Raw genomic sequence first — 20,935 nt, 5'->3', positions numbered from 1 at the left:
CCCCTCCCGCCGCGGGAGGGAGCCGCGGACGGTCCTAGGCCGGGAAGCGGCGGTCCACCCACCTCCACAGGAACTCCAGGACGGCCGCCGCCACCACCGCGACGCCGACCGCAATCCACGGCATCGTCATGCCGACCAGCTTCAGCGCGAAGAACTCCTGGAGCCACGGCACGACCAGCACCACCAGGAACGCCGCCCCCATCGCCGCCACCAGCCCGACGCGCCACCAGGTGTAGGGCCGGGCGATGATCGCCAGCACCCAGATCGAGATCAGGAACAGCGTCAGCGTCGCCGCGCTCGTCTCGGCCTCCAGCGCGCCCCCGCCGCTGTAGTGGTGCCGGGCGAGGAGGTACGTCGTGAAGGTCGCCAGCGCGGCCAGCACCCCGCCCGGGATCGCGTACCGCATGACCCGGCGCACGAAGTGCGGCCGTGCCCGTTCCTTGTTGGGGGCGAGGGCCAGGAAGAACGCCGGGACGCCGATGGTGAGCGTGGACAGCAGGGTCAGGTGGCGCGGCAGGAACGGGTACTCCACCTGCCAGCACACCACCAGCACCGCCAGCAGCACCGAGTAGACGGTCTTCACCAGGAACAGCGTCGCGACCCGGGTGATGTTGCCGATCACCCGCCGCCCCTCCGCCACCACCGACGGCAGCGTGGCGAAGCTGTTGTTCAGCAGCACGATCTGCGCCACCGCCCGGGTGGCCTCCGAGCCGGAGCCCATCGCGACCCCGATGTCGGCGTCCTTCAGCGCCAGCACGTCGTTCACCCCGTCGCCGGTCATCGCGACCGTGTGGCCGTGCGACTGGAGCGCGCCCACCATGGTCCGCTTCTGCTGCGGGGTGACCCGCCCGAACACCGTCCCCTCATCCAGCGCCCCGGCCATGCCGCCCGGGTCGGCGGGCAGCCGGCGCGCGTCCACCGCCGCCCCCTCCAGCCCGAGCTTGGCGGCGACCGCCCCGACCGACACCGCGTTGTCGCCGGAGATGACCTTGGCGCGGACGTTCTGCTCGGCGAAGTAGCGCAGGGTGTCGGCCGCGTCCGGCCGCAGCCGCTGCTCCAGCACCACCAGCGCGGCCGGCCGGACGCCCCGGGCGACCTCGGGGTCGTCCAGCTCGCGCTCGGCGCGGGCCAGCAGCAGCACCCGCAGCCCCTGCTCGTTCAGCCGGACGGTCTCGTCCAGCGCCGGGTCGTCGTCGGCCAGGAGCACGTCGGGCGCCCCGAGCAGCCAGGTGCCGCTCCGCCCGTCGCCCTCGGTGAGGGTGGCGCCGCTGTACTTGCGGGCCGAGGAGAAGGGCAGGGACTCGGTGCAGCGCCAGTCCCCGGGGGCGGGACAGGCGTCGACGACCGCCTGGAGGGAGGCGTTCGGCCGCGGGTCGGACGCGCCGAGCGCGCCGAGCACCGTGCGGACGTAGGTCCCGTCGCCGTCGCCGAGCACCCGCAGCTCGGTGACGTCCATGCCGCCCTCGGTGAGGGTGCCGGTCTTGTCCAGGCAGACCGTGTCGACGCGGGCCAGCCCCTCGATGGCGGGCAGCTCCTGCACCAGGCACTGCTTGCGCCCCAGCCGGATCACGCCGATCGCGAAGGCGACCGAGGTGAGCAGCACCAGCCCTTCGGGGACCATCGGCACGATGCCGCCGACCGTGCGGGCGACGGAGCCCTTCAGCTCGTTCTCCTTGACGACCAGCTGGCTGATGACCAGCCCGATCGCGGTCGGGACCATCATCCACGTCACGTACTTGAGGATCGTGGAGATGCCGGAGCGCAGTTCGGAGTGGACCAGCGTGAAACGGGACGCCTCCTCGGCGAGCTGGGCGGCGTACGCCTCGCGCCCCACCTTGGTCGCCTGGAACGAACCGCCGCCCGCGACCACGAAGCTGCCGGACAGGAGCGGGTCCCCCGACTGCTTCACCACGGGATCGGCCTCACCGGTGAGCAGCGACTCGTCGATCTCCATCCCGTCCGCCTCGACGCACAGCCCGTCGACGACGACCTTGTCGCCCGGTCCGATCTCGATCAGGTCGTCCAGCACGATCTCGGAGGTGCCGATCTCCGCGGCCACCCCGTCCCGCCGCACCGTGGGCCGCACCTCGCCGATCAGCGCGAGGGAGTCGAGGGTCTTCTTCGCCCGCCACTCCTGGATGATGCCGATGCCGGTGTTGGCGAGGATCACGAAGCCGAACAGGCTGTCCTGGATGGGCGCGACGACCAACATGATCACCCAGAGCACGCCGATGATCGCGTTGAACCGGGTGAAGACGTTCGCGCGGACGATCTCGAGCAGGGACCGGCTGCTGCGCACCGGCACGTCGTTGACCTGCCCGCGCGCCACCCGTTCGGCGACCTCCGCCGAGGTCAGCCCGGTCGCCGGTGAGGTGAGCGTGGCCGGGCGCGCGGCATCGATCCGGGCGCCCGCGTCGAGATGCGTCATGCCTCCGACGGTACGTGCGGTTCCGCCGGATCACCCGCACCCGCACGGAAGATCCGACCTGGGGAGGACGGCCGTGGTGCCCCGGTCGTACGCGGTCGTACGCGGTCGCATCCCCTCGGCGGCCGTCCTCGGGGGTTCGTGTCCGGGCGGCCCGTCCCCGGCGGTGAGCCGCTCGGCGGTGCGCGTCAGTCGGCCGTCGGCGCGGGGGCGTGGTCGGCCGGCCGCCCGTCCCGTTCGGCCTGCGCGCGCTTGATCGCGGCGTCCCGCCTGCGGACGTACCAGATGCCGATGAATCCGAGCCCGCCGCCGGCCAGGCACGTCCACAGCCACCAGGTGTGGCCGTGGTCGTCGAACCAGCCGTAGAACGGCAGCTGCACCAGGAAGAGGACGAACCAGGCGATCGTGCCGCCGACGATGGTGGCGACCACGGGGCCCTCCAGGGGCTCCGGCGCCTCGTGCTTGGGGGATCCCGAAAAAAGCCCGGCCATACGGACAGCTTACGAGGAGCGGCCCAAGTGAGGTGCATCGCATGGGGCACGCGAATCTACGCGCGGAGATAGCGCAACGGTCGTCATATGTTCATACTGAAACCGTTTGTTTCTGACCGCTTTCATTCGTAGGAAACGCCAGAGGGCTTCGGGGAAAGCCCGCCGGTGATGAGGTCTCGCATGTCCACGTCGGCCCCCGCCAAGGCCCCCACTCCCGAGCAGCCGGGATCCGGGCCCGCGCTCGGCGCCCTCGACCGCTACTTCAAGATCTCCGAGCGCGGCAGCACGCTGGCCCGCGAGATCCGCGGCGGTTTCGCCACCTTCTTCGCGATGGCCTACATCATCGTGCTGAACCCGATCATCCTGGGCAGCGCGAAGGACATGTACGGCAACCAGCTCGACAACGGTCAGCTGGTCACCGCGACCGCCCTGACGGCGGCGTTCACCACGCTGCTCATGGGGGTCATCGGCAACGTCCCGATCGCCCTGGCCGCGGGCCTGGGGGTGAACTCGGTCGTCGCCCTCCAGCTCGCGCCGCGCATGTCGTGGCCGGACGCCATGGGCATGGTGGTGCTGGCCGGCTTCGTGGTCATGCTCCTGGTCGCCACCGGTCTGCGCGAGCGCGTGATGAACGCCGTCCCGTACGGCCTGCGCAAGGCCATCGCCATCGGTATCGGCCTGTTCATCATGCTGATCGGCCTGGTCGACTCCGGTTTCGTCACCCGCATGCCGGACGTCGCCCAGACCACCGTCCCGATCCAGCTCGGCGTGGGCGGCCACCTCACCGGCTGGCCGGTCCTGGTCTTCATCCTCGGCGCGCTGCTCACGCTGGCGCTGATCGTGCGCAAGGTGCCCGGCGCGATCCTCATCTCGATCGTCACCATGACGGTCGTCGCGATGATCATCGAAGCCGTGGCGGACATCCCCTCCTGGGGCCTGACGACCCCGAAGTGGCCCGGCAACCCGGTCTCCACCCCCGACTTCGGCCTGATCGGCGAGGCGAGCCTGTTCGGCGGCTTCGCCAAGGTCGGTGTGCTGACCGGCCTCCTGTTCGTCTTCACCGTGCTGCTGTCGTGCTTCTTCGACGCGATGGGCACGATCATGGGCGTCTCGGACGAGGCGAAGCTGACCGACGGCGAGGGCCAGATGCCCGGCGTCAACAAGGTCCTGTTCATCGACGGCGTCGCGGTCGCGGCGGGCGGTGCCAGCTCCGCCTCGGCCACCACCGCCTTCGTGGAGTCCACGGCCGGCGTCGGTGAGGGCGCGCGCACCGGCTTCGCCAACGTCGTCACCGGCGCGCTGTTCGCGCTGGCGCTGTTCCTCACGCCCGTCGCCACGATGGTCCCGTCCCAGGCGGCCACCCCGGCGCTGCTCGCGGTGGGCTTCCTGATCCTGGCGGGCTCGATCAAGGAGATCGACTGGGCGGACTACACGATCGCCGTCCCGGCCTTCGTGACGATGGTGATGATGCCGTTCACCTACTCGATCACCAACGGCATCGGCATGGGCTTCATCACCTTCGTGGTGCTGCGCCTGGCGGCCGGGCGCGGCCGGGAGGTCCCGGCGGCGATGTACGCGGTGTCGGCGGTCTTCGCCTTCTACTACCTGATGCCGGCGCTGGGCCTGACCTGAGCCGCCCCGGCGTCCCCGGACCCGACCCGACCCGACCCGGCCCGACCCGCTCGGTGCCGGGTCGAGCCGGTTCAGGTGACGCCGTAGAACTTCTCCGTCTCCTCGACGGCGGCCTGGAACCGCTGGTCGAAGTCATCGCGCATGAGCGTCCGGACGACGTAGTCCTGGACGCTCATGCCGCGTTTGGCGGCATGGTGGCGGAGCCGCTCCAGCAGCTCGTGGTCCATGCGCAGGCTGAGCACCTCGGTCCCCATGACCACGAGCGTTGCCGCATCCTTCGGTGCGATGGAACACATTCCGCGGAATGATCACTCGTATGGGTGATCCCGCCTGAGTAATCCCGCCCGAGTGGCCTCGTCCGGGTGATCCCGGGGGGAGTGGCCGGACTCACGGACGCGCGGCCCGTTCCGAGTGCTCTTTAGCGAGAGTAATGAGTTACGCTAACGAACATGCCGGACTTCAGCCAGGGCGACGACGCGGTCGCCGTGAACGCCCTTCGATCCGCCGTGATGCGGCTGTCCCGTCGGCTCAAGCACCAGCGCGTCGACGAGTCGCTCAGCCCCACCGAGATGTCGGTGCTCGGCACCTTGGCCCGCTGCGGTCGGGCCACCCCGGGTGAGCTCGCCCGCAAGGAGCACGTCCAGCCGCCCTCGATGACCCGCATCGTGGCCCTGCTGGAGTCCAAGGGGCTGGTCAGGCTGGAGCCGCACCCCGACGACCGACGACAGAAGGTCGTGACGCAGACCGAGCAGGCCGAGGCCATGCTCGAGGAGAGCCGTCGCAAGCGGAACGCGTTCCTGGCCTCGCTGGCCGAGGGACTCGACGAGGACGAGTGGGCGAAGCTCCGCGCCGCCGCCCCCGTACTGGAGAAGCTCGCGCACGTCTGAGCAAGCGAAAGCAGTAGCAGCAACAGGAGGCGAAACCCTTTGAGTACGGGATCCGGAGCAGCTTCCGCCCCCGCACCTAATCCCCACGACACCCCGACCGCTCCCGACACCCCCCGTCGCACGTCCTCGATGTTCTCCTCGCTGAGGGTCAGGAACTACCGCCTGTTCTTCCTCGGCCAGGTGGTCTCCAACATCGGCACCTGGATGCAGCGCATCGCCCAGGACTGGCTGGTGCTCAGCCTCACCGGCTCCGCCGCCGCCGTCGGCATCACCACCGCCCTGCAGTTCCTGCCGATGCTGCTGTTCGGCCTGTACGGCGGCGTCCTCGTCGACCGTCTGCGCAAGCGGCCCACGCTGCTCGTCACCCAGACCGCGATGGCGCTCACCTCCCTGGCGCTCGCCGCCCTCACCCTGACCGACCGGGTCGAGGTCTGGCACATCTACGTCGCCGCCTTCGCCCTCGGTCTCGCGACCGTCGTCGACAACCCGGCCCGCCAGTCCTTCGTCTCCGAGCTGGTCGGCCCCGGCCACCTGCAGAACGCGGTCAGCCTGAACTCCGCGAACTTCCAGTCCGCCCGCCTGGTCGGCCCCGCCGTCGCGGGCCTGCTGATCACCGGCGTCGGCACGGGCTGGGCGTTCCTGCTCAACGGCCTGTCCTTCGTCGCGCCGCTCACCGGCCTGCTGATGATGCGGGCCCGGGAACTGCACACCGTCGAGCGCGCCCCGCGCGGCAAGGGCCAGCTTCGGGAGGGCCTGCGCTACGTCGCCGGGCGCCCCGACCTGCTCTGGCCGATCGTCCTGATCGGCTTCATCGGCACCTTCGCCTTCAACTTCCCCGTCTACCTCTCGGCCTTCGCCGACGACGTCTTCCACGGGGGCGCGGGCGCCTACAGCATGTTCAACACCCTGATGGCGGTCGGCTCCCTGATCGGCGCGCTGCTCGCCGCCCGGCGCGGCACGGCGCGGCTGCGGCTGCTCGTCCTGGCCGCGCTGGCCTTCGGCGCACTGGAGATCGTGGCCGCCGGGGCACCGACCCTGTGGATGTTCGCCCTGCTCATGGTGCCCATCGGCCTGTTCGCCATGACGGTCAACGTCACCACCAACACCAGCATCCAGATGTCCACCGACCCGGCCGTGCGGGGCCGTGTGATGGCCCTGTACATGATGGTCTTCCTCGGCGGCGCGCCCGTCGGCGCCCCCATCGTCGGCTGGGTCACCGACACCTACGGCGCCCGGGTCGGCCTGGCGGTGGGCGGCGCGATCGCGATGGCCGCCGCGGCCGTGATCGGCCTGATCCTGGCCAGGGTCGGCGGGCTCCGCCTCTCGGTCGGCTGGCGCAACGGCCACCCGCAGGTGCGGTTCGTGCCCCGGGAGCGGCAGAAGGCGCTGGTCCCGGCGGTGTAGCGGGCGCCGGGCGGTTCAGCCGCGGTTCGGTCCCGGTCCGCTCCCGGTCCGGTCCCGGTCCGGTCCCGGTCCAGTCGCGGGGGAACCCGTCGGTCTCGAGCACGAGACCGACGGGTGTCCCGGTCAGACTGGACGCATGAGACTCTTCGCCGCCGTGCTGCCGCCCGAGGACGTCATCCGCGAGCTCGCCGCCGAGGTCGCCCGGCTGAAGGAGCTGCCCGGCGCGGACGGCCTGCGCTGGACCGGCCGCCCCGGCTGGCACCTCACGCTCGCCTTCTACGGCGAGGTCGACGACGCGCTCGTGCCCGAGCTGACCGCCCGCCTGGAGTGGGCCGCCTCCCACACCGAGCCGTTCGGGCTGGCGTTGTGCGGGGGCGGTCAGTTCGGGCACGGCAGGGCCCTGTGGACCGGCGCGGACGGTGACCTGCGCACCCTGCGCCTGCTGGCCGACCGCGCCGAGGCGGCGGCGCGCAGGGCGGGCGTGCCGATGGGGGAGCACCGGCGCTACAAGGCCCACCTGACGCTGGCCCGCAGCCGGGACGGCGTCGACACGCGGCCGTACCTGGACGCCCTGCACGGGTTCCGCGGCCGTACCTGGACCGTGGGCGAGCTGGCGCTGGTGCGCAGCAACCTGCCGAGGTCGGGTGTGCCGGGCGAGCAGCCCCGCTACGAGGCGGTCGCGCGCAGACCGCTCGGGGCGGCCGGTTAGGCTCGGGGGCGTGGACCCGAAGACCCGTAACCGGATCATGGCCGGTGTGCTCGTGCTGATGTTCGCGGTGGTGGCGCTGGCGGCGGCGCTCGGCAGGTAGCGCCGCCGCCGCCCCCCTCACTGTGCCCGGCTCACCAGGCGAAGGCCTCCGGTGACGGTCCCGGGCCCGGGAAGATCTCGTCCAGCGAGGTCAGCAGCTCCTCGCTCAGCTCCAGCTCGACCGCCCGCAGCGCGCTGTGGAGCTGCTGCGCGGTGCGCGGGCCGACGATCGGGCCGGTCACTCCGGGCCGGGTGAGCAGCCAGGCCAGGGCCGCCTCGCCGGGTTCGACGCCGTGCTTGTCGAGCAGGTCCTCGTACGCCTGGATCTGCGCGCGGCCGGCGGGGTCGGCGAGCGTGTCGGCGGCCCGCCCGGAGGCGCGGCGCCCGCCCTGGACCTCCTTCTTGAGAACGCCGCCGAGCAGTCCGCCGTGCAGCGGCGACCAGGGGATGACCCCGAGGCCGTACTCCTGAGCGGCCGGGATGACCTCCATCTCGGCGCGGCGCTCGGCGAGGTTGTAGAGGCACTGCTCGCTGACCAGCCCGATGGTGCCGCCGCGCCGGGCCGCGATCTCGTTGGCCTGGGCGATCTTGTAGCCGGGGAAGTTGCTGGACCCGACGTAGAGGATCTTGCCCTGCTGCACGAGCACGTCGATGGCCTGCCAGATCTCCTCGAAGGGAGTGTTCCGGTCGACGTGGTGGAACTGGTAGAGGTCGATGTAGTCGGTCCTGAGGCGCTTCAGGCTGGCCTCCACCGCCCGCCGGATGTTGACCGCGGAGAGCTTGTCGTGGTTGGGCCACGGCTCGCCGTCCAGGCCCATGTTCCCGTACACCTTGGTGGCGAGCACGACCTTGTCCCGGCGGTCGCCGCCCTTCGCGAACCAGCTTCCGATGATTTTCTCGGTGCGGCCCTTGTTCTCACCCCACCCGTAGACGTTGGCGGTGTCGAAGAAGTTGATGCCGGCGTCCAGCGCCGCGTCCATGATGGTGTGGCTGTCGGCCTCGTCGGTCTGCGGACCGAAGTTCATCGTGCCGAGGACGAGCCGGCTGACCTTGAGTCCTGTGCGTCCGAGCTGCGTGTACTTCATATCGGTCAAGCCAACGACGTGGAGTGCGCTCCAGGCAAGGGGGCGATGATCGGTCGCGGGGAAGTCGTCCGTCGTGGGGGCGAGGCCGAAACGGCGTGAGGGCGGGGTCGGAACGATCCGCACGGGGAGCAGGGCACGGCGAGCAGGGCACGGGGCGGGGCGCATGTGCCGGACCTCCCGGCGACTACGCCGCCTCGTACGGTCCGCCCAGGTCCCATCCCCGCCACAGCGCCTGCGCGAAGGCCGCCGCGATCTTGTGTTCGCCGCTCGCGTTGGGGTGGGTGCCGTCGTAGGTGTCGGTGTGGATGTCGTACGAGGGGGAGGGGGTGGCCAGCAGGAGGGAGGAGGACGGTTCGTCCAGGTCCACGACCGTCTTGGCCAGCAGGTCGTTGAAGCGGGTGACCTGCGCGGCGAACGCCGGTTCCGCCTCCGCCCGGATGTTGGGGATCACCGGCAGCAGGACCGCCCGCACGCGGGGATCGGCCGCCCTCGCCTCGGCGACGAAGGCCCGGACGTTGTCCGCGGTCTGCTCCGCGTTGGTGTAGAAGCCCAGGTCGATCAGGCCCAGCGACACCAGCAGCACGTCCGCCCGGTGCGTGCGGACCGCCTCGCCGATGAGCGGGACCATGTGGTGCCAGCCCTCGCCCCAGCCGGCCAGGTGGGCGCGGGGGAAGTCGGGGTCGGCGTAGGCGTACGAGGTGGGGGCGTCCGCCGCCGGGTCGTGCAGGGTCTCGCGCGGGCCGACGAACGTGAACGGGCCGCCGTACGCCGTGCACAGGTGCCGCCACAGCCGGTAGCGCCAGGTGTGTTCACCCGCGCTCCCGATCGTCATCGAGTCACCGACGGGCATGAACCTGAGCACCCGATCATCATGGACGATCGGTCCGGCCGCCGCGATGTGAGACCGGACACCCGCCGTGAAGTGCCCCGGGGGATGGCAGTCTTGGGGCATGCGCCGACCCTTCGCCCTCCTCGCCGCGGCCCTTCTCGTGGGTGCGTTCGCCGCACCCGCCTCGGCGGCCGACGGCGACGCCGGCAACGACGGGTTCACGATCGAGGACCCGCGCATCACCGAGTCCAGCGGACTCGCCGCCTCCCGCCTCCACCCCGGCGTCTACTGGACCCACAACGACAGCGACGACGGCCCCCACCTCTACGCCGTCGACGGCGCGACCGGCGAGACCGTGGCCCGTCTCACCCTCACCGGCATCGGCGCGCCCCGGGACGTCGAGGCCGTCTCCGTCGGGCCCGGGAACAGGATCTTCGTCGGGGACATCGGGGACAACCTCGGGGGCACCTGGCCGTACGTGTGGATCTACGAGCTGCCCGAGCCGAAGGAGCTCCGGGACCAGACCGTGCGGGCCACGCAGTACGTCGTGACGTACTCCGACGGGGCGCGGGACGCCGAGTCGCTCGTGGTCCACCCGAAGACCGGGCGGGTCTACATCATCGACAAGAAGGAGGAGGGCGGGCACCTGTACGAGGGGCCCGCCGAGCTCTCCGCCTCGGGGCGCAACGTCTTCCGGCCGATCGCCCCCGTCGAGCTGTGGGCGACCGACGCCGCGTTCTCCCCGGACGGGCGGCAGCTCGCCGTGCGCGGGTACTTCGGCGGGATCCACTACGCCTGGAACGGGGGCAAGCTGCAGCGGAAGGGACGGCTGAGCGTGCCGCTGCAGCGGCAGGGGGAGTCCGTCAGCTACTCCGCCGACGGGTCCCGCCTCCTGTACGGGAGCGAGGGCGCCCGGAGCGCCGTCGAGTCCCGGGAGGCACCCGGCGGGGACGACGGGAAGGCGTCCTCGTCCGGTGGGGGCGCGGAGAACGGGAAGAGCGCCGACGGTGACGGGGGCGAGGGCCGGATCGGGACGGGGACGCTCGTCGCCGCGGCCGTCGTCGTCGCGGCCCTCCTCGGGCTGGGCCGGCTGCGGCGCCGGCGCTGAGGCGGCAGGCGGCCGTCACGTTCCGGCCCGCCGGGCCACGAGCACCTCCAGTCCGTCCAGGATGCGCTGCAGTCCGAACGCGAAGTGGTCGAAGTCGGGGCCGAAGGTGTCCTCGGAGAGGCCGGCCAGGACGGGGTAGCGCCCGCTGGTCATGGCCTTCTCCAGCGCCGGGCGCTGGGCCTCCCAGAACTGCGCGTCCGTCAGCCCGGAGCTGCGTTCCGCCTCCTGTTCGTACAGCTGGGTGCGGGCGGCCCCGACGACGTACCCGTCGATCAGGATGATCACCGACACCAGCTCGGGGTCGGACAGGCCCATCGGCTTGATCCGGGCGAGCACCTTCTCCATGCCGTCGAGCGCGCTCGGGCCGAGGATCGGGCGCGACTGGTTGACCTCCAGCAGCCAGGGGTGGCGGCGGTACAGGGCGAGGGTGGCGTGCCCCAGGGCCTCCAGGGCCGCGCGCCAGCCGCCGTCGCCGAGGTCGGCGGGGTCGTCCGAGGGGCGCTGCACGCGGTCCAGCATCAGGTCGAGCAGTTCGCCCTTGCCGGGGACGTAGCGGTACAGGGACATCGTGCCGGTGCCGAGCTCCGCGGCGATCCGGCGCATCGAGACGGCGCCGAGCCCGTCCCGGTCCGCGACCTCGATGGCGGCCTCGACGACGCGCTCCAGCGTCAGGCCGGGTTTCGGCCCCCGGCTGGGCCGCCGGCCCGTGTCCCACAGCAGGTCGAGGGTGCGGGCGATGTCGCCGCTGCCACTGCTCTCCGTGCCGCCCCTACCGCTCGTCATGAGGGCAGTCTAGAACCGCGCGAAAAAACTGGGTACGCCGTACGCGCAATCGGGTACGGTGTACCCAATTGTTGGAAGGGGGGACCCATGAACGACGGTTGCGCGGTCCGGGCCGAGGCCCTGGAGAAGCGCTACGGCGAGAAACGCGCCCTCGACGGCTTCGATCTCGCCGTCCGCGAGGGCACCGTGCATGGACTGCTCGGACCGAACGGCGCCGGCAAGACCACCGCCGTGCGCGTCCTGTCGACGCTGATCCGGTTGGACGGCGGGCGGGCCACGGTGGCCGGGCTCGACGTCGCCCGGCAGGCGCGCGAGGTGCGGGCGCGGATCGGGCTCACCGGGCAGTACGCGGCGGTGGACGAGGTGCTCACCGGGCGGCAGAACCTGGAGATGTTCGGGCGGCTGTTCCACCTGGGCGGCAGGCGGGCCCGGCTGCGGGCCGCCGAGCTGCTGGAGCGGTTCGACCTCACCGACGCCGCCGACCAGGGCGTCGGCGGCTACAGCGGCGGCATGCGGCGGCGCCTCGACCTCGCCGCCTCGATGATCCTCGCGCCCGCCGTGCTCTTCCTGGACGAGCCGACGACGGGACTCGACCCCCGCAGCCGGGGCGAGGTGTGGGAATCGGTGCGGGACCTGGTGGCCGGCGGCACGACCGTGCTGCTGACCACGCAGTACCTGGAGGAGGCCGACCGGCTGGCCTCCCGGATCACCGTCATCGACCAGGGGCGGGCCATCGCTGACGACACCCCGGACGGACTGAAGAGCCTGGTCGGCGGCGACCGCATCGAGGTCGTCGTCGCCGACCGCGCCGACATCCCGCGGGTGGTGAAGGTCGTGGCGAGGGTCGCCGACGGCGAGCCCGACGCGGACGAGACCGAGCTGCGGGTGCACGCCCCCGTGACCGACCGGGTGGCCGCGCTCACCGACGTGGCGCGCATCCTGCAGGACGAGGACGTGCGGGTCGAGGACCTCGGGCTGCGCCGGCCCAGCCTCGACGACGTGTTCCTGCGGCTGACCGGGCACCGCACGGACACCGCGCGGACGAAGGAGGCCGCCGCGTGAGCGCCGTCGACCTGACCGGACCGGCCGCGCACGGCCGGGTGTACTGGGTGCTCGCCGACTGCTGGAACGTCGTCCGGCGCGGTCTGACCCACTACCGGCGCCAGCCCGTCAACATCGCCTGGCAGCTCGGCTTCCCGATCCTGTCGGTGCTGCTCTACGGCTATGTCTTCGGCAGCGCGATGAAGGTGCCCGGCGGCGGGGACTACAAGGACTTCCTGATGCCGGGGATGTTCGTGATGACGATGGCGTTCGGGTTCGTCAACACGGCGACCCTCGTGGTCCACGACTCCACCAAGGGCGTGATCGACCGGTTCCGCTCGATGCCGATGGCCTCGTCCGCGGTGGTGGCCGGACGCGGGGTGACCGATCTGCTCGTCGCCTGCGCGGAGTTGGCGATCATGATGCTGACCGCGCTGGCCATGGGCTGGCGGCCGGACGGCGGTTGGGGCTTCCCAGCGGCGTTCGGGCTGCTGCTGTGGCTGCGGTTCGCGCTGATCTGGATCGGGATCTGGCTGGGACTGCTGGTGCCCAACCCGGAGGCGGCGGGCGGGCTGTTCGCGGTCGCCTTCCCGCTGACGATGATCTCCAGCGTCTTCGTGGCGCCGCGGCTCATGCCGGACTGGCTGGGCGGGGTCGCGGCCTGGAACCCGATCTCCTCGACCGCGGCGGCCACCCGTGACCTGTTCGGCACGCCGGTCGGCGGCGGGGACACCTGGGTCGAGCGGCACGCGCTGCTGATGGCGGGGGTGTGGCCCCTGGTGCTGACGGCGGTCTTCCTGCCGCTCGCGGTGCGGAGGTTCCAGCGGCTCAGCCGGTGAGCCGGCACGCGTGAGGGAGGGGTGCCCGGCGGACCGCCGGGCACCCCTCCCTCACCTCCTGCTCAGAGCTTGTCGATCACGTAGTCGACGCACTGGGTCAGCGCCTCGACGTCCGCCGGGTCGATCGCCGGGAACATCGCCACGCGAAGCTGGTTGCGGCCGAGCTTGCGGTAGGGCTCGGTGTCGACGATGCCGTTGGCGCGCAGCACCTGGGCGACGGCGGCGGCGTCGACCTCGTCCGTGAAGTCGATGGTGCCGATGACCTGGGAGCGCTGGGCCGGGTCGGTGACGAACGGGTCGGCGAACTTCACGCCCTCCGCCCAGCCGTACAGCGTGCGTGCGGAGGTGGCCGTGCGGCGGACCGCGAAGTCGAGGCCGCCCTGGCCGTTGAGCCACTCCAGCTGCTCGTTGAGGAGGAAGAGGGTGGCCAGGGCGGGGGTGTTGTACGTCTGGTTCTTGCGGGAGTTGTCGATCGCGGTGGGCAGCGAGAAGAACTCCGGGACGTGGCGGCCGCTCGCGTGGATCCGCTCGGCGCGCTCGATCGCGGCCGGGGAGAACACGGCGATCCACAGGCCGCCGTCGGCGGCGAAGGACTTCTGCGGGGCGAAGTAGTAGACGTCGGTCTCGGCGATGTCGACCGGCAGGCCGCCCGCGCCGGAGGTGGCGTCCACCAGGACCAGGGCGCCCTCGTCGGCGCCGGGCACGCGCTGGATGGGCATGGCGACGCCGGTGGAGGTCTCGTTGTGGGTGAAGGCGTAGACGTCCACGCCGGCCGCGGCGACCGGCTCGGGGTGCGTGCCCGGGTCGGCGGAGATCACGTCCGGCTCGGCGAGCCAGGGGGCGAGCTTCGCGGCCTTGGCGAACTTGGAGCTGAACTCGCCGAAGCTGAGGTGCTGCGACTTGTGCTCGATCAGGCCGTGGGTCGCGATGTCCCAGAACGCGGTGGAGCCGCCGTTGCCGAGGATCACCTCGTAGCCGTCGGGCAGCCGGAACAGGTCGCGGATGCCTTCGCGCACCTTGCCGACCAGGTTCTTCACCGGGGCCTGGCGGTGGGAGGTGCCCAGCAGGGAGGTGCCGGTCGCGGCCAGCGCGTCCAGCGCTTCCGTCCGCACCTTGGAGGGGCCCGCGCCGAATCGACCGTCGGCGGGCTTGATGTCAGCGGGAATCTGGATCTCAGCCACGAACGGAGCCTAGCGGCTCAGCGAAACCCGGGCGAAACGTCGTCCGTCGGCTGAGACGGGCGTGGGACGGGCGGTGGACCGCACGGCGGAGCACGGCGGGAAGGGGGCGGGGCCCGTCGCCCCGCCCCCGTGCGGCTCAGCTCCCGAGCCGCACCGGCAGCTCGTAGAGGTCGTTCTGGGTGACCACCGGCTTGTTGCGCAGCTCGTCCGCCGGGACCGCCAGGTCCAGCTCGGGGAAGCGCGCGTACAGGGCGGGCAGCGCCACGCCCGCCTCCAGGCGGGACAGGGCCGCGCCGGGGCAGACGTGCGGGCCGTGGCCGAAGGAGATGTGGCGGCTGGCGGTCTCGCGGGTGATGTCGAAGGCGCCGGCCGTGGGGCCGTGGGCCTGCTCGTCGCGGCCGATCGCGGCGTACGACACGATCAGCGCCTCCCCGGCGGGCAGGACCTTGTCGCCGACCGGTACGTCCTCGGTGGCGAACCGGATCAGCACGTGGGACGTGGGCGTGGACCAGCGCAGGGTCTCCTCGATCACCGCCGACCAGTCCGCCTTGCCGGACAGCACCAGCTCGCGCTGCTCGGGGTGGGTGGAGAGGTTGACCACCGCGTTGACGATGAGGGAGATCGTCGTCTCGTGGCCGGCCGCGACCATCAGCTGGAGCGTGGAGACGATCTCCTCGTCGGTGAGGTGGTCGCCGTTCTCCGACGCCTGCACCAGCGCGGAGGTCAGGTCGTCGCCCGGGTTCTCCCGCTTGTGCGCGACCGTCTCGGCCATGATCCCGGCCAGCTCGGTCAGGGTCGAGACGACCTCCTCCGGCGGGGTCTGGGTGGAGAAGAACTTCTCGAAGAGTTCCTTCAGGCGCGGCAGCCGCTCCTCCGCCAGCCCCATCAGGTCGGCGACGACGTACATCGGCAGCGGGTAGGCGAACGCCGCCTTCAGGTCGAGCGTGTCACCGCGGCGGTCGGCCATCCGGTCCAGCAGGCCCTCGGTCAGCTCGGTGATCCGCTCCCGCATCCGCTCCACCCGGCGCGGCGTGAGCGCCTGGGCGACCAGGGCGCGCAGCCGGCGGTGGTCGGCGCCGTCCACGGTGAGCATGGAGCGGGGCGGGTTGGCCAGACCGATCAGCGGCCAGTCGGGGGCGATCTCGCCGCGCTGCCAGGCACCCCAGACGTTGATGTCCTTCACCACCCGGGGGTCGGTGAGGAGCCTCTTCGCCTCCGCGTGGTGCGTGACCGCCCACACCGGGACGCCGCCCGGCAGGACCACGGCGGCCAGGGGCCCCGCGGCCCGCAGCGCCTCGCTCTCCCCGTCCAGGTCGCCGACGAACGGGTCGAGGTGGATGGGGGTCTGCTCGGTGCCGGGCGTGATCGTCGGAGAGTCCGTACCAGCCGTCATGAGCGCGTGCCTCCAAGGGCGGGGGTGGGTGTGAAGGTGACCGGAAGCTCGGACAGCCCCCGCAGCCACGGCGACGGGCGGCGGGTCAGGGACGAGGCCGGCGTCGCGAGGTCGATGTCGGGCAGCCGGTCCAGGACGACCTCGATGCCGGTCCGGGCGATCACCTCGGCGATCTCCTGCGCCGGGAACGGGCAGCGGTGCTCCCCGTGGCCGAAGGAGAAGTGCGCGCTGTTGCCGCCGGTCAGGGCCGAGCCGTCGGTGCGCACCTGGGGGTCGGAGTTGGCGCCCTGGAGGCCGAGCAGCAGCATGTCCCCCGCGCGGATGCGGCGGCCGCCGAGCTGGGTGTCGCGGGACGCCCAGCGGCCGGCCACGTTCTGGGTGGGGGTGTCCTCCCACAGCACCTCGTTCATGGCCTCGGCGATGCTGTTGCGGCCGCCGAAGAGGGAGGCGGCGAACCGGCTGTCGGTGAGCATCAGGTGCAGGGAGTTGCCGATCCAGTCGGCGGTCGGCTGGTGCCCGGCGGCCAGCATCACCATGAGGTCCTGGACGATCTCCTCCTCGGTGAAGCCCGAGGTGTCGGCGAGCATCCGGGACGCGACGTCGTCGGCGGGCTCCTTGTGGCGGCTCGCCACCAGCTCCGTCATCGACGTGAACAGGTGGGCCTGGCCCGCCAGCGCCCGCTCCCGCCCGTCGATCATGTCGTTGAGGGCGGTGACCAGCGCCGGGCTCTCCTCGTCGGTGAAGCCGTAGAGCCGGGCGAGGACCCGCACGGGCAGCAGCGCGGCGAACTCGGCGATGATGTCGGCGCTGCCCTTGGGGCAGATGCCGTCGATCAGCTCGTCCGCGAACTTCTCGGCGTGCGCGCGCAGTTCGAACGGGTCCACCGCCTCCAGCGCGTGCACCATCATCCCGGCCCGCTCGCGGTGCCGCTCGCCGACCGTGTACAGGATCGACGGCTGCTTGCGGCCGATCATCGGCAGCAGCGGCCAGTCGTCGGGGATGTTCTCCCACTGGCTCCACAGGTCGGAGTCGCGGCTGAACAGCACCGGGTCCCCGGTGATCTGGTGCAGCTCGCGGTAGCCGAGCACCAGCCAGGCCGGTACGTCGCCGTCCAGCAGCACCGGGGCCACGCTGCCGTGCTCGCGCCGTATCTCCCGGTACACCCGGGCCGGGTCGTCCTGGAGCAGGGGCCCGCTGAAGCGGACGGGGTCGGGGGCGGAAGCGGGGCTCACACCAGCTCCTGACGGGGGGCTCGGGCGGGGTCGGCGTACAGGGCCTGGATGTGCTCCACCAGTGTGATCAGCACCAGCTTGCTGGACTCCCGGGACCGCGCGTCGCACCTGACCAGCGGGACGTGCGGGTCGAGGTCGAGGGCCTCGCGGATCTGCTCCGGGGCGAAGGCGGGGCCGCCGAAGTCGTTGCAGGCCACGATGAACGGCGTGCCGTGCTTCTCCAGCCGGTCGATGGCGTACCAGGAGTCGTCGATGCGCCGGGTGTCCACCAGGACCACCGCGCCCAGCGTCCCGGAGAACAGCCGGTCCCACAGGAACCAGAAGCGCTCCTGGCCGGGCGCGCCGAACAGGTACAGCACGTTGCGCGCGTCGAGCGTGATGCGGCCGAAGTCGAAGGCGACGGTGGTCGCGGTCTTGCCGCGCACGCCGGTGATGTCGTCGACGGCCTCTCCGGCCTGGGTCATCGTCTCCTCGGTGTTGAGGGGACGGATCTCGCTGACCGAGCGGACCATCGTCGTCTTGCCGGCGCCGAAGCCGCCCACGACCACGATCTTGAGGCCGTTGTCGGCCGACGCGCCCAGTGGCGTACGCGTCTCAGAGGTTGCGGAGTCCAACGAGCACCTGCTCCAGGATGTCGGGGTCGGGAACGGCGGCCCTGCGGGGGTGACGGGCGCTGACCCGTCCCGCCGCGAGGAGGTCGGCCAGCAGGATCCGGGTGATGCTCACGGGGAGCTTCAGCTCGGCCGCGATCTCCACGACCGCCGTGGGACGTTCGGTCATGCGCAGGATCGCCACGTGCTCGGACTGCATGCCGGGCACCGGATCGCACTCGGCGACGACCAGGGTCACCAGGTCGAAGGGGTTGTCGGACCCCGAACGGCTGCGCCCTCCGGTGAGGGTGTAGAGCCGGTCCGGGGCGTCGTCCCTGCCGGGCCTGCTCATGAGGTGCGCGGGCGGGCGGTCAGGTGCTCGCCGAGCTGCTCCACGAGCTCGCTCATGTTGTGCCCGACGAGCCCGGCGTCCGCGTCCTCCGTGGTGACGACGGCCAGGTGCGCGCCCTCGCCCGCCTCCACGATGAACAGCACCCCGCCGTAGAACTCGGTCATCGCCGAGCGCACGCCGCCGCTGCCGTCGCCGAACTCGACCGAGGCGCCGTGCGACAGGGACTGGATGCCGGCGGCGATCGCGGCGAGCTGGTCGGCCTGGTCGGCGGAGAGCTCCGGGGTGCGGCACAGTTTCAGGCCGTCACGGGAGAGCACGAGCGCGTGCCGCGCGCCCGGCGTGCGCTCCAGCAGACCTTCTATCAGCCAGGTGAGCTTCTCGTCGGCGGTCGTCGTGCCGGTCATGAGGTGGTGTCGCCTTCCGGGGTCGCGGGGGTGTTCTGTGCTTCGGGGGTCGGGTCGGGGGCGGTGCCGGCCGGGGTGGTCGTGCCGGTGCCGCTGCCGGGGGTGGCGTCGGCGGTGGTGGTCGGGTCGGTGTCGTCCGGGCCGGTGGCGCGCACGGCCTGGCGGAAGCTGCTGAAGCGGGCCGTACGGGCCTTCGTCTCCTCGGCGGTCGGCGCCGGCCGCGGGGCGGCGGCACGGCTGCCGGACCGCGTGCGCTCGGCCTCGGCGAGGGTGCGGCCCCGGCGCCGGCGGGGCAGCACCAGCGGGTGCTCGCCGGTGTCCGCGGACCCGTGCGTGGGCACCGGGTCGGGGTCGAGGTCGGCTCCGGCGCGGGAGGCCGCGTAGGAGGCGGCCCCGGTCGCGGGGGACGAGGTGTCGCGGGCCGTCGTCGCGCGCTCCGCCGGAGCGGTCTCGTGCGCGGTGGCGTGGCTGGTCTCCGGCTCCGTCCCGGCGGCGTCCGCCCGTGCGGCCTGTGCGCGGCCGTCCCGGCGGGGGAGGTCCGTGCCCGCCGGCGACCCGGCCGCCCGGTTCCGCGCGGACGGAGCGGAGGACGCGGAGGGTGCGGACGAAGAGGCGGAGGATGCGGAGGAAGAGGCGCGGGACGCGGTGGTCCCGGTGAGCGCGGCCGGGGTGGCGGGGACGGCCGGCATGTCGGCCGGCGGGGGAACCGGCGCGGTGGCGTCGGCGGCCGAGGCGGCGAGGATCTCCTGCGGGATGAGCATCAGCACCCCCGTGCCGCCGCGGGCCGAGGGGCGGTAGGAGACCCTGAGCCCGTACCGCCGGGCCAGCCGGCCGACCACGGCGAGGCCGAGCCGGGTGCCGGTGAGGCCCCCGAGTTCGGCGGACTCGCCCGAGACCGCGCGCTCGGCGCGGCGGAGCTGGGCCTCGCCCATGACGAGCCCGCTGTCCTCGACGGACACGATGACCCCGGCCGGGACCTCCTCGACGTAGACGTGGACCTCGGCGGTCGGCGGCGAGAAGTTGGCGGCGTTGTCGAGGAGTTCGGCGAGCGCGTGCATCACGCCCTCGGCGGCGTGCCCGGCGACGGCGGCGTCGCTGGCGGAGTGGACGCGGACCCGCTGGTAGCCGCTGATCCGGCCCATGGCGCCGCGCAGGATCGACTCCATGGCGATGGGCCGGGCCCAGCGGCGGCCGGAGCGGGCGCCGGTGAGGACGGCGACGGAGTCGGCGAGCCGGCCGGCCTGCGCGGTGCGGTGGTCGAGGTGGAGCAGGTCGGCGAGGACCTCCTCGTCGTGGTGCTTCTCCTCCATCGCGCGCAGGTCCGCGAGCATGCCGGTGGCCAGCGCCTGCATCCGGCCGGCCGCGTTGGCGGTCGCGGACAGCGCGGCGGCACGGGCGCCGGTGGCCTCGCGCAGCCGGGCGGCCAGCCGCGCGTTCCCGTCGGTGAGCCGGTCCCGGTCCTGTGCCAGCCGGTCCCGCTCCTCGGTCAGCCGCTCGATCCTCTCCGCGTGGTCACGGGTCAACCGGTCGGTGTGGGCGGTGTGTTCCTCGGTGATGAGGCGCAGCTTCTCGGCGTGCTCCTCGGCGAGCCGCTTCAGCTCGGCGTTGTGGGCGTCCGTGAGCCGGGTCAGCTCCTCGCCGTGCTCCTGCGTCAGGCGGGCGGTGCTGAGGGCGTGCTGTTCGGCGATCCGGTCGCGCTCGGCCGCCAGGGTCTCCGCGAGGTGGTTCCGCTCCCGGTCCAGCTCGGCCGACAGCCGGGCGCGCTCACGGTTGAGTTCACCGGTCAGCCGCTCGTGCTGGCGGCGCGAATCCTCGGCCAGGCGCGCCCGCTCCTGGAGCAGCCGGCCGACGTCCTGGGTGACGGACTCCAGGCGCCCGCGGGCCGCCCGGGCCGTCAGCACGGCGTAGGTGGCCGCGGTGACGGCCGCGCACAGCAGCAGGGCGGCGATCACCCCGGTCGTCCCGACGGCGCCCCGCGCGGACTTCGGCCCGAGGAGGACGGCCGCGGCGACCGCCGGTGCGGAGAGCGCCAGGGTGAGCAGGGGGACGGGCAGGAGCCTGCGGGGGGTGGGGCGGTCGCCGGGGAGCAGGGGGGAGGTCATCAATCGGGTCCTCGGTCGGGTCCTCGGTCGGTCCGCGTTCCGTTTCGCTGTCGTGCACCGTTCGGTCAGCGCGGCCTGGGGGCGGTTCAGCGGCTCCGGCGGCCCATGGCTGTCCGGTGCTCGGATACCTGGGTTGCCGTGCACCCCTCGCCCACGTGCACGGCCGTACGCGATCCGCCGTCCACGTGCTCGATTGCCCGGTTCCTGTGTGAACGTCACTCTGTGAACAGGAGCCGTCATGGGTGAGCAACCCGCGGTCACTATAAGGGAGTTCCTGATCAGTTTGGGAAGATTCCGGTTCCGTTCCCGGGTTTTGACCCGACCTCGGTCGGGCGGACCGCCGAACGGCGTGTTCATTCCGCCTTTTTGCCCCGTCCCGACACCGTCCGTCCGCCCCACTGCCCCCGGG

Annotated in this window: 20 protein-coding genes; 7 read left to right on the top strand and 13 right to left on the bottom strand. The window is 72.4% G+C overall.

The window, feature by feature from the left end; all coding sequences use genetic code 11:
• Nucleotides 1-34: 34 nt before the first annotated feature.
• On the bottom strand, nucleotides 35-2,428 hold the full coding sequence (locus CP969_RS17890) for an HAD-IC family P-type ATPase (protein WP_016825735.1): 2,394 nt from the start codon (nucleotides 2,426-2,428) through the stop codon (nucleotides 35-37).
• Nucleotides 2,429-2,613: 185 nt separating this feature from the next.
• Nucleotides 2,614-2,916, bottom strand: a complete 303-nt coding sequence (locus CP969_RS17885; protein ID WP_063744518.1) for a DUF2530 domain-containing protein — start codon at nucleotides 2,914-2,916, stop codon at nucleotides 2,614-2,616.
• A 180-nt stretch (nucleotides 2,917-3,096) separates the two neighbouring features.
• Between CP969_RS17885 and CP969_RS17880 the strand changes: the two genes are divergently transcribed.
• Complete coding sequence (locus CP969_RS17880) at nucleotides 3,097-4,548, top strand: NCS2 family permease (RefSeq protein WP_016825736.1); 1,452 nt, start codon at nucleotides 3,097-3,099, stop codon at nucleotides 4,546-4,548.
• 71 nt (nucleotides 4,549-4,619) lie between these two features.
• On the opposite strand, the gene CP969_RS17875 is transcribed toward CP969_RS17880, so the two are convergent.
• Entirely contained in the window at nucleotides 4,620-4,802 is a 183-nt protein-coding gene (locus CP969_RS17875) for a ribbon-helix-helix protein, CopG family (RefSeq protein WP_004986644.1), read from the bottom strand.
• Nucleotides 4,803-4,997: 195 nt separating this feature from the next.
• Between CP969_RS17875 and CP969_RS17870 the strand changes: the two genes are divergently transcribed.
• The 3 genes from CP969_RS17870 to thpR all read left to right on the top strand — a co-directional run bounded on the left by CP969_RS17870 (nucleotide 4,998) and on the right by thpR (nucleotide 7,548).
• Nucleotides 4,998-5,435 carry a MarR family winged helix-turn-helix transcriptional regulator gene (locus CP969_RS17870; protein WP_004986645.1) on the top strand — a complete coding sequence of 146 codons (438 nt, stop codon included), beginning with the start codon at nucleotides 4,998-5,000 and terminating at the stop codon, nucleotides 5,433-5,435.
• Between the two features lie 39 nt (nucleotides 5,436-5,474).
• Entirely contained in the window at nucleotides 5,475-6,839 is a 1,365-nt protein-coding gene (locus CP969_RS17865; protein WP_004986646.1) for an MFS transporter, read from the top strand.
• Between the two features lie 136 nt (nucleotides 6,840-6,975).
• Nucleotides 6,976-7,548 carry an RNA 2',3'-cyclic phosphodiesterase gene (gene thpR, locus CP969_RS17860; protein WP_016825739.1) on the top strand — a complete coding sequence of 191 codons (573 nt, stop codon included), beginning with the start codon at nucleotides 6,976-6,978 and terminating at the stop codon, nucleotides 7,546-7,548.
• A gap of 131 nt (nucleotides 7,549-7,679) precedes the next feature.
• On the opposite strand, the gene CP969_RS17855 is transcribed toward thpR, so the two are convergent.
• Both CP969_RS17855 and CP969_RS17850 read right to left on the bottom strand, forming a co-directional pair.
• Nucleotides 7,680-8,672, bottom strand: a complete 993-nt coding sequence (locus CP969_RS17855; RefSeq protein ID WP_004986653.1) for an aldo/keto reductase — start codon at nucleotides 8,670-8,672, stop codon at nucleotides 7,680-7,682.
• Between the two features lie 184 nt (nucleotides 8,673-8,856).
• Nucleotides 8,857-9,534 carry a GDSL-type esterase/lipase family protein gene (locus CP969_RS17850; RefSeq protein ID WP_016825741.1) on the bottom strand — a complete coding sequence of 226 codons (678 nt, stop codon included), beginning with the start codon at nucleotides 9,532-9,534 and terminating at the stop codon, nucleotides 8,857-8,859.
• Between the two features lie 88 nt (nucleotides 9,535-9,622).
• On the opposite strand from CP969_RS17850, the gene CP969_RS17845 reads away from it, so the two are divergent.
• Nucleotides 9,623-10,609, top strand: coding sequence for a hypothetical protein (locus CP969_RS17845; protein ID WP_016825742.1), 987 nt, complete (start codon nucleotides 9,623-9,625; stop codon nucleotides 10,607-10,609).
• Between the two features lie 15 nt (nucleotides 10,610-10,624).
• Here CP969_RS17845 and CP969_RS17840 read toward each other — a convergent pair whose 3' ends face one another.
• Nucleotides 10,625-11,392 carry a TetR/AcrR family transcriptional regulator gene (locus CP969_RS17840; RefSeq protein WP_004986656.1) on the bottom strand — a complete coding sequence of 256 codons (768 nt, stop codon included), beginning with the start codon at nucleotides 11,390-11,392 and terminating at the stop codon, nucleotides 10,625-10,627.
• 87 nt (nucleotides 11,393-11,479) lie between these two features.
• On the opposite strand from CP969_RS17840, the gene CP969_RS17835 reads away from it, so the two are divergent.
• Both CP969_RS17835 and CP969_RS17830 read left to right on the top strand, forming a co-directional pair.
• Nucleotides 11,480-12,454, top strand: a complete 975-nt coding sequence (locus CP969_RS17835) for a daunorubicin resistance protein DrrA family ABC transporter ATP-binding protein (protein WP_016825743.1) — start codon at nucleotides 11,480-11,482, stop codon at nucleotides 12,452-12,454.
• Nucleotides 12,451-13,272, top strand: a complete 822-nt coding sequence (locus tag CP969_RS17830; RefSeq protein WP_016825744.1) for an ABC transporter permease — start codon at nucleotides 12,451-12,453, stop codon at nucleotides 13,270-13,272. The genes CP969_RS17835 and CP969_RS17830 overlap by 4 nt, the downstream gene beginning before the upstream one ends.
• Nucleotides 13,273-13,334: 62 nt before the next feature.
• Here CP969_RS17830 and serC read toward each other — a convergent pair whose 3' ends face one another.
• The 7 genes from serC to CP969_RS17795 all read right to left on the bottom strand — a co-directional run bounded on the left by serC (nucleotide 13,335) and on the right by CP969_RS17795 (nucleotide 20,526).
• The gene (gene serC / locus CP969_RS17825; RefSeq protein WP_016825745.1) at nucleotides 13,335-14,453 is read right to left on the bottom strand and encodes a phosphoserine transaminase; all 1,119 of its coding nucleotides are present in this window, start codon (nucleotides 14,451-14,453) and stop codon (nucleotides 13,335-13,337) included.
• A 136-nt stretch (nucleotides 14,454-14,589) separates the two neighbouring features.
• Nucleotides 14,590-15,846: a cytochrome P450 family protein gene (locus CP969_RS17820; protein WP_016825746.1), complete on the bottom strand. Its 1,257-nt coding sequence runs from the start codon at nucleotides 15,844-15,846 to the stop codon at nucleotides 14,590-14,592.
• Nucleotides 15,843-17,078, bottom strand: coding sequence for a cytochrome P450 (locus tag CP969_RS17815; protein ID WP_004986661.1), 1,236 nt, complete (start codon nucleotides 17,076-17,078; stop codon nucleotides 15,843-15,845). The genes CP969_RS17820 and CP969_RS17815 overlap by 4 nt, the downstream gene beginning before the upstream one ends.
• Nucleotides 17,075-17,692, bottom strand: coding sequence for a GTP-binding protein (locus CP969_RS17810; protein ID WP_016825747.1), 618 nt, complete (start codon nucleotides 17,690-17,692; stop codon nucleotides 17,075-17,077). Before CP969_RS17810 ends, CP969_RS17815 begins: the two co-directional genes overlap by 4 nt.
• The gene (locus CP969_RS17805; RefSeq protein WP_004986663.1) at nucleotides 17,673-18,020 is read right to left on the bottom strand and encodes a DUF742 domain-containing protein; all 348 of its coding nucleotides are present in this window, start codon (nucleotides 18,018-18,020) and stop codon (nucleotides 17,673-17,675) included. The genes CP969_RS17810 and CP969_RS17805 overlap by 20 nt, the downstream gene beginning before the upstream one ends.
• A complete protein-coding gene (locus CP969_RS17800) occupies nucleotides 18,017-18,424 on the bottom strand; it encodes a roadblock/LC7 domain-containing protein (RefSeq protein ID WP_004986664.1) in 408 nt (135 codons plus the stop codon). Before CP969_RS17800 ends, CP969_RS17805 begins: the two co-directional genes overlap by 4 nt.
• Nucleotides 18,421-20,526: an ATP-binding protein gene (locus tag CP969_RS17795; RefSeq protein WP_016825748.1), complete on the bottom strand. Its 2,106-nt coding sequence runs from the start codon at nucleotides 20,524-20,526 to the stop codon at nucleotides 18,421-18,423. Before CP969_RS17795 ends, CP969_RS17800 begins: the two co-directional genes overlap by 4 nt.
• Nucleotides 20,527-20,935 lie beyond the last annotated feature (409 nt).

It is taken from the genome of Streptomyces viridosporus T7A (assembly GCF_008704515.1).
Lineage (GTDB): Bacteria > Actinomycetota > Actinomycetes > Streptomycetales > Streptomycetaceae > Streptomyces > Streptomyces viridosporus.
This window is presented reverse-complemented; position numbering and strand designations above follow the sequence as displayed.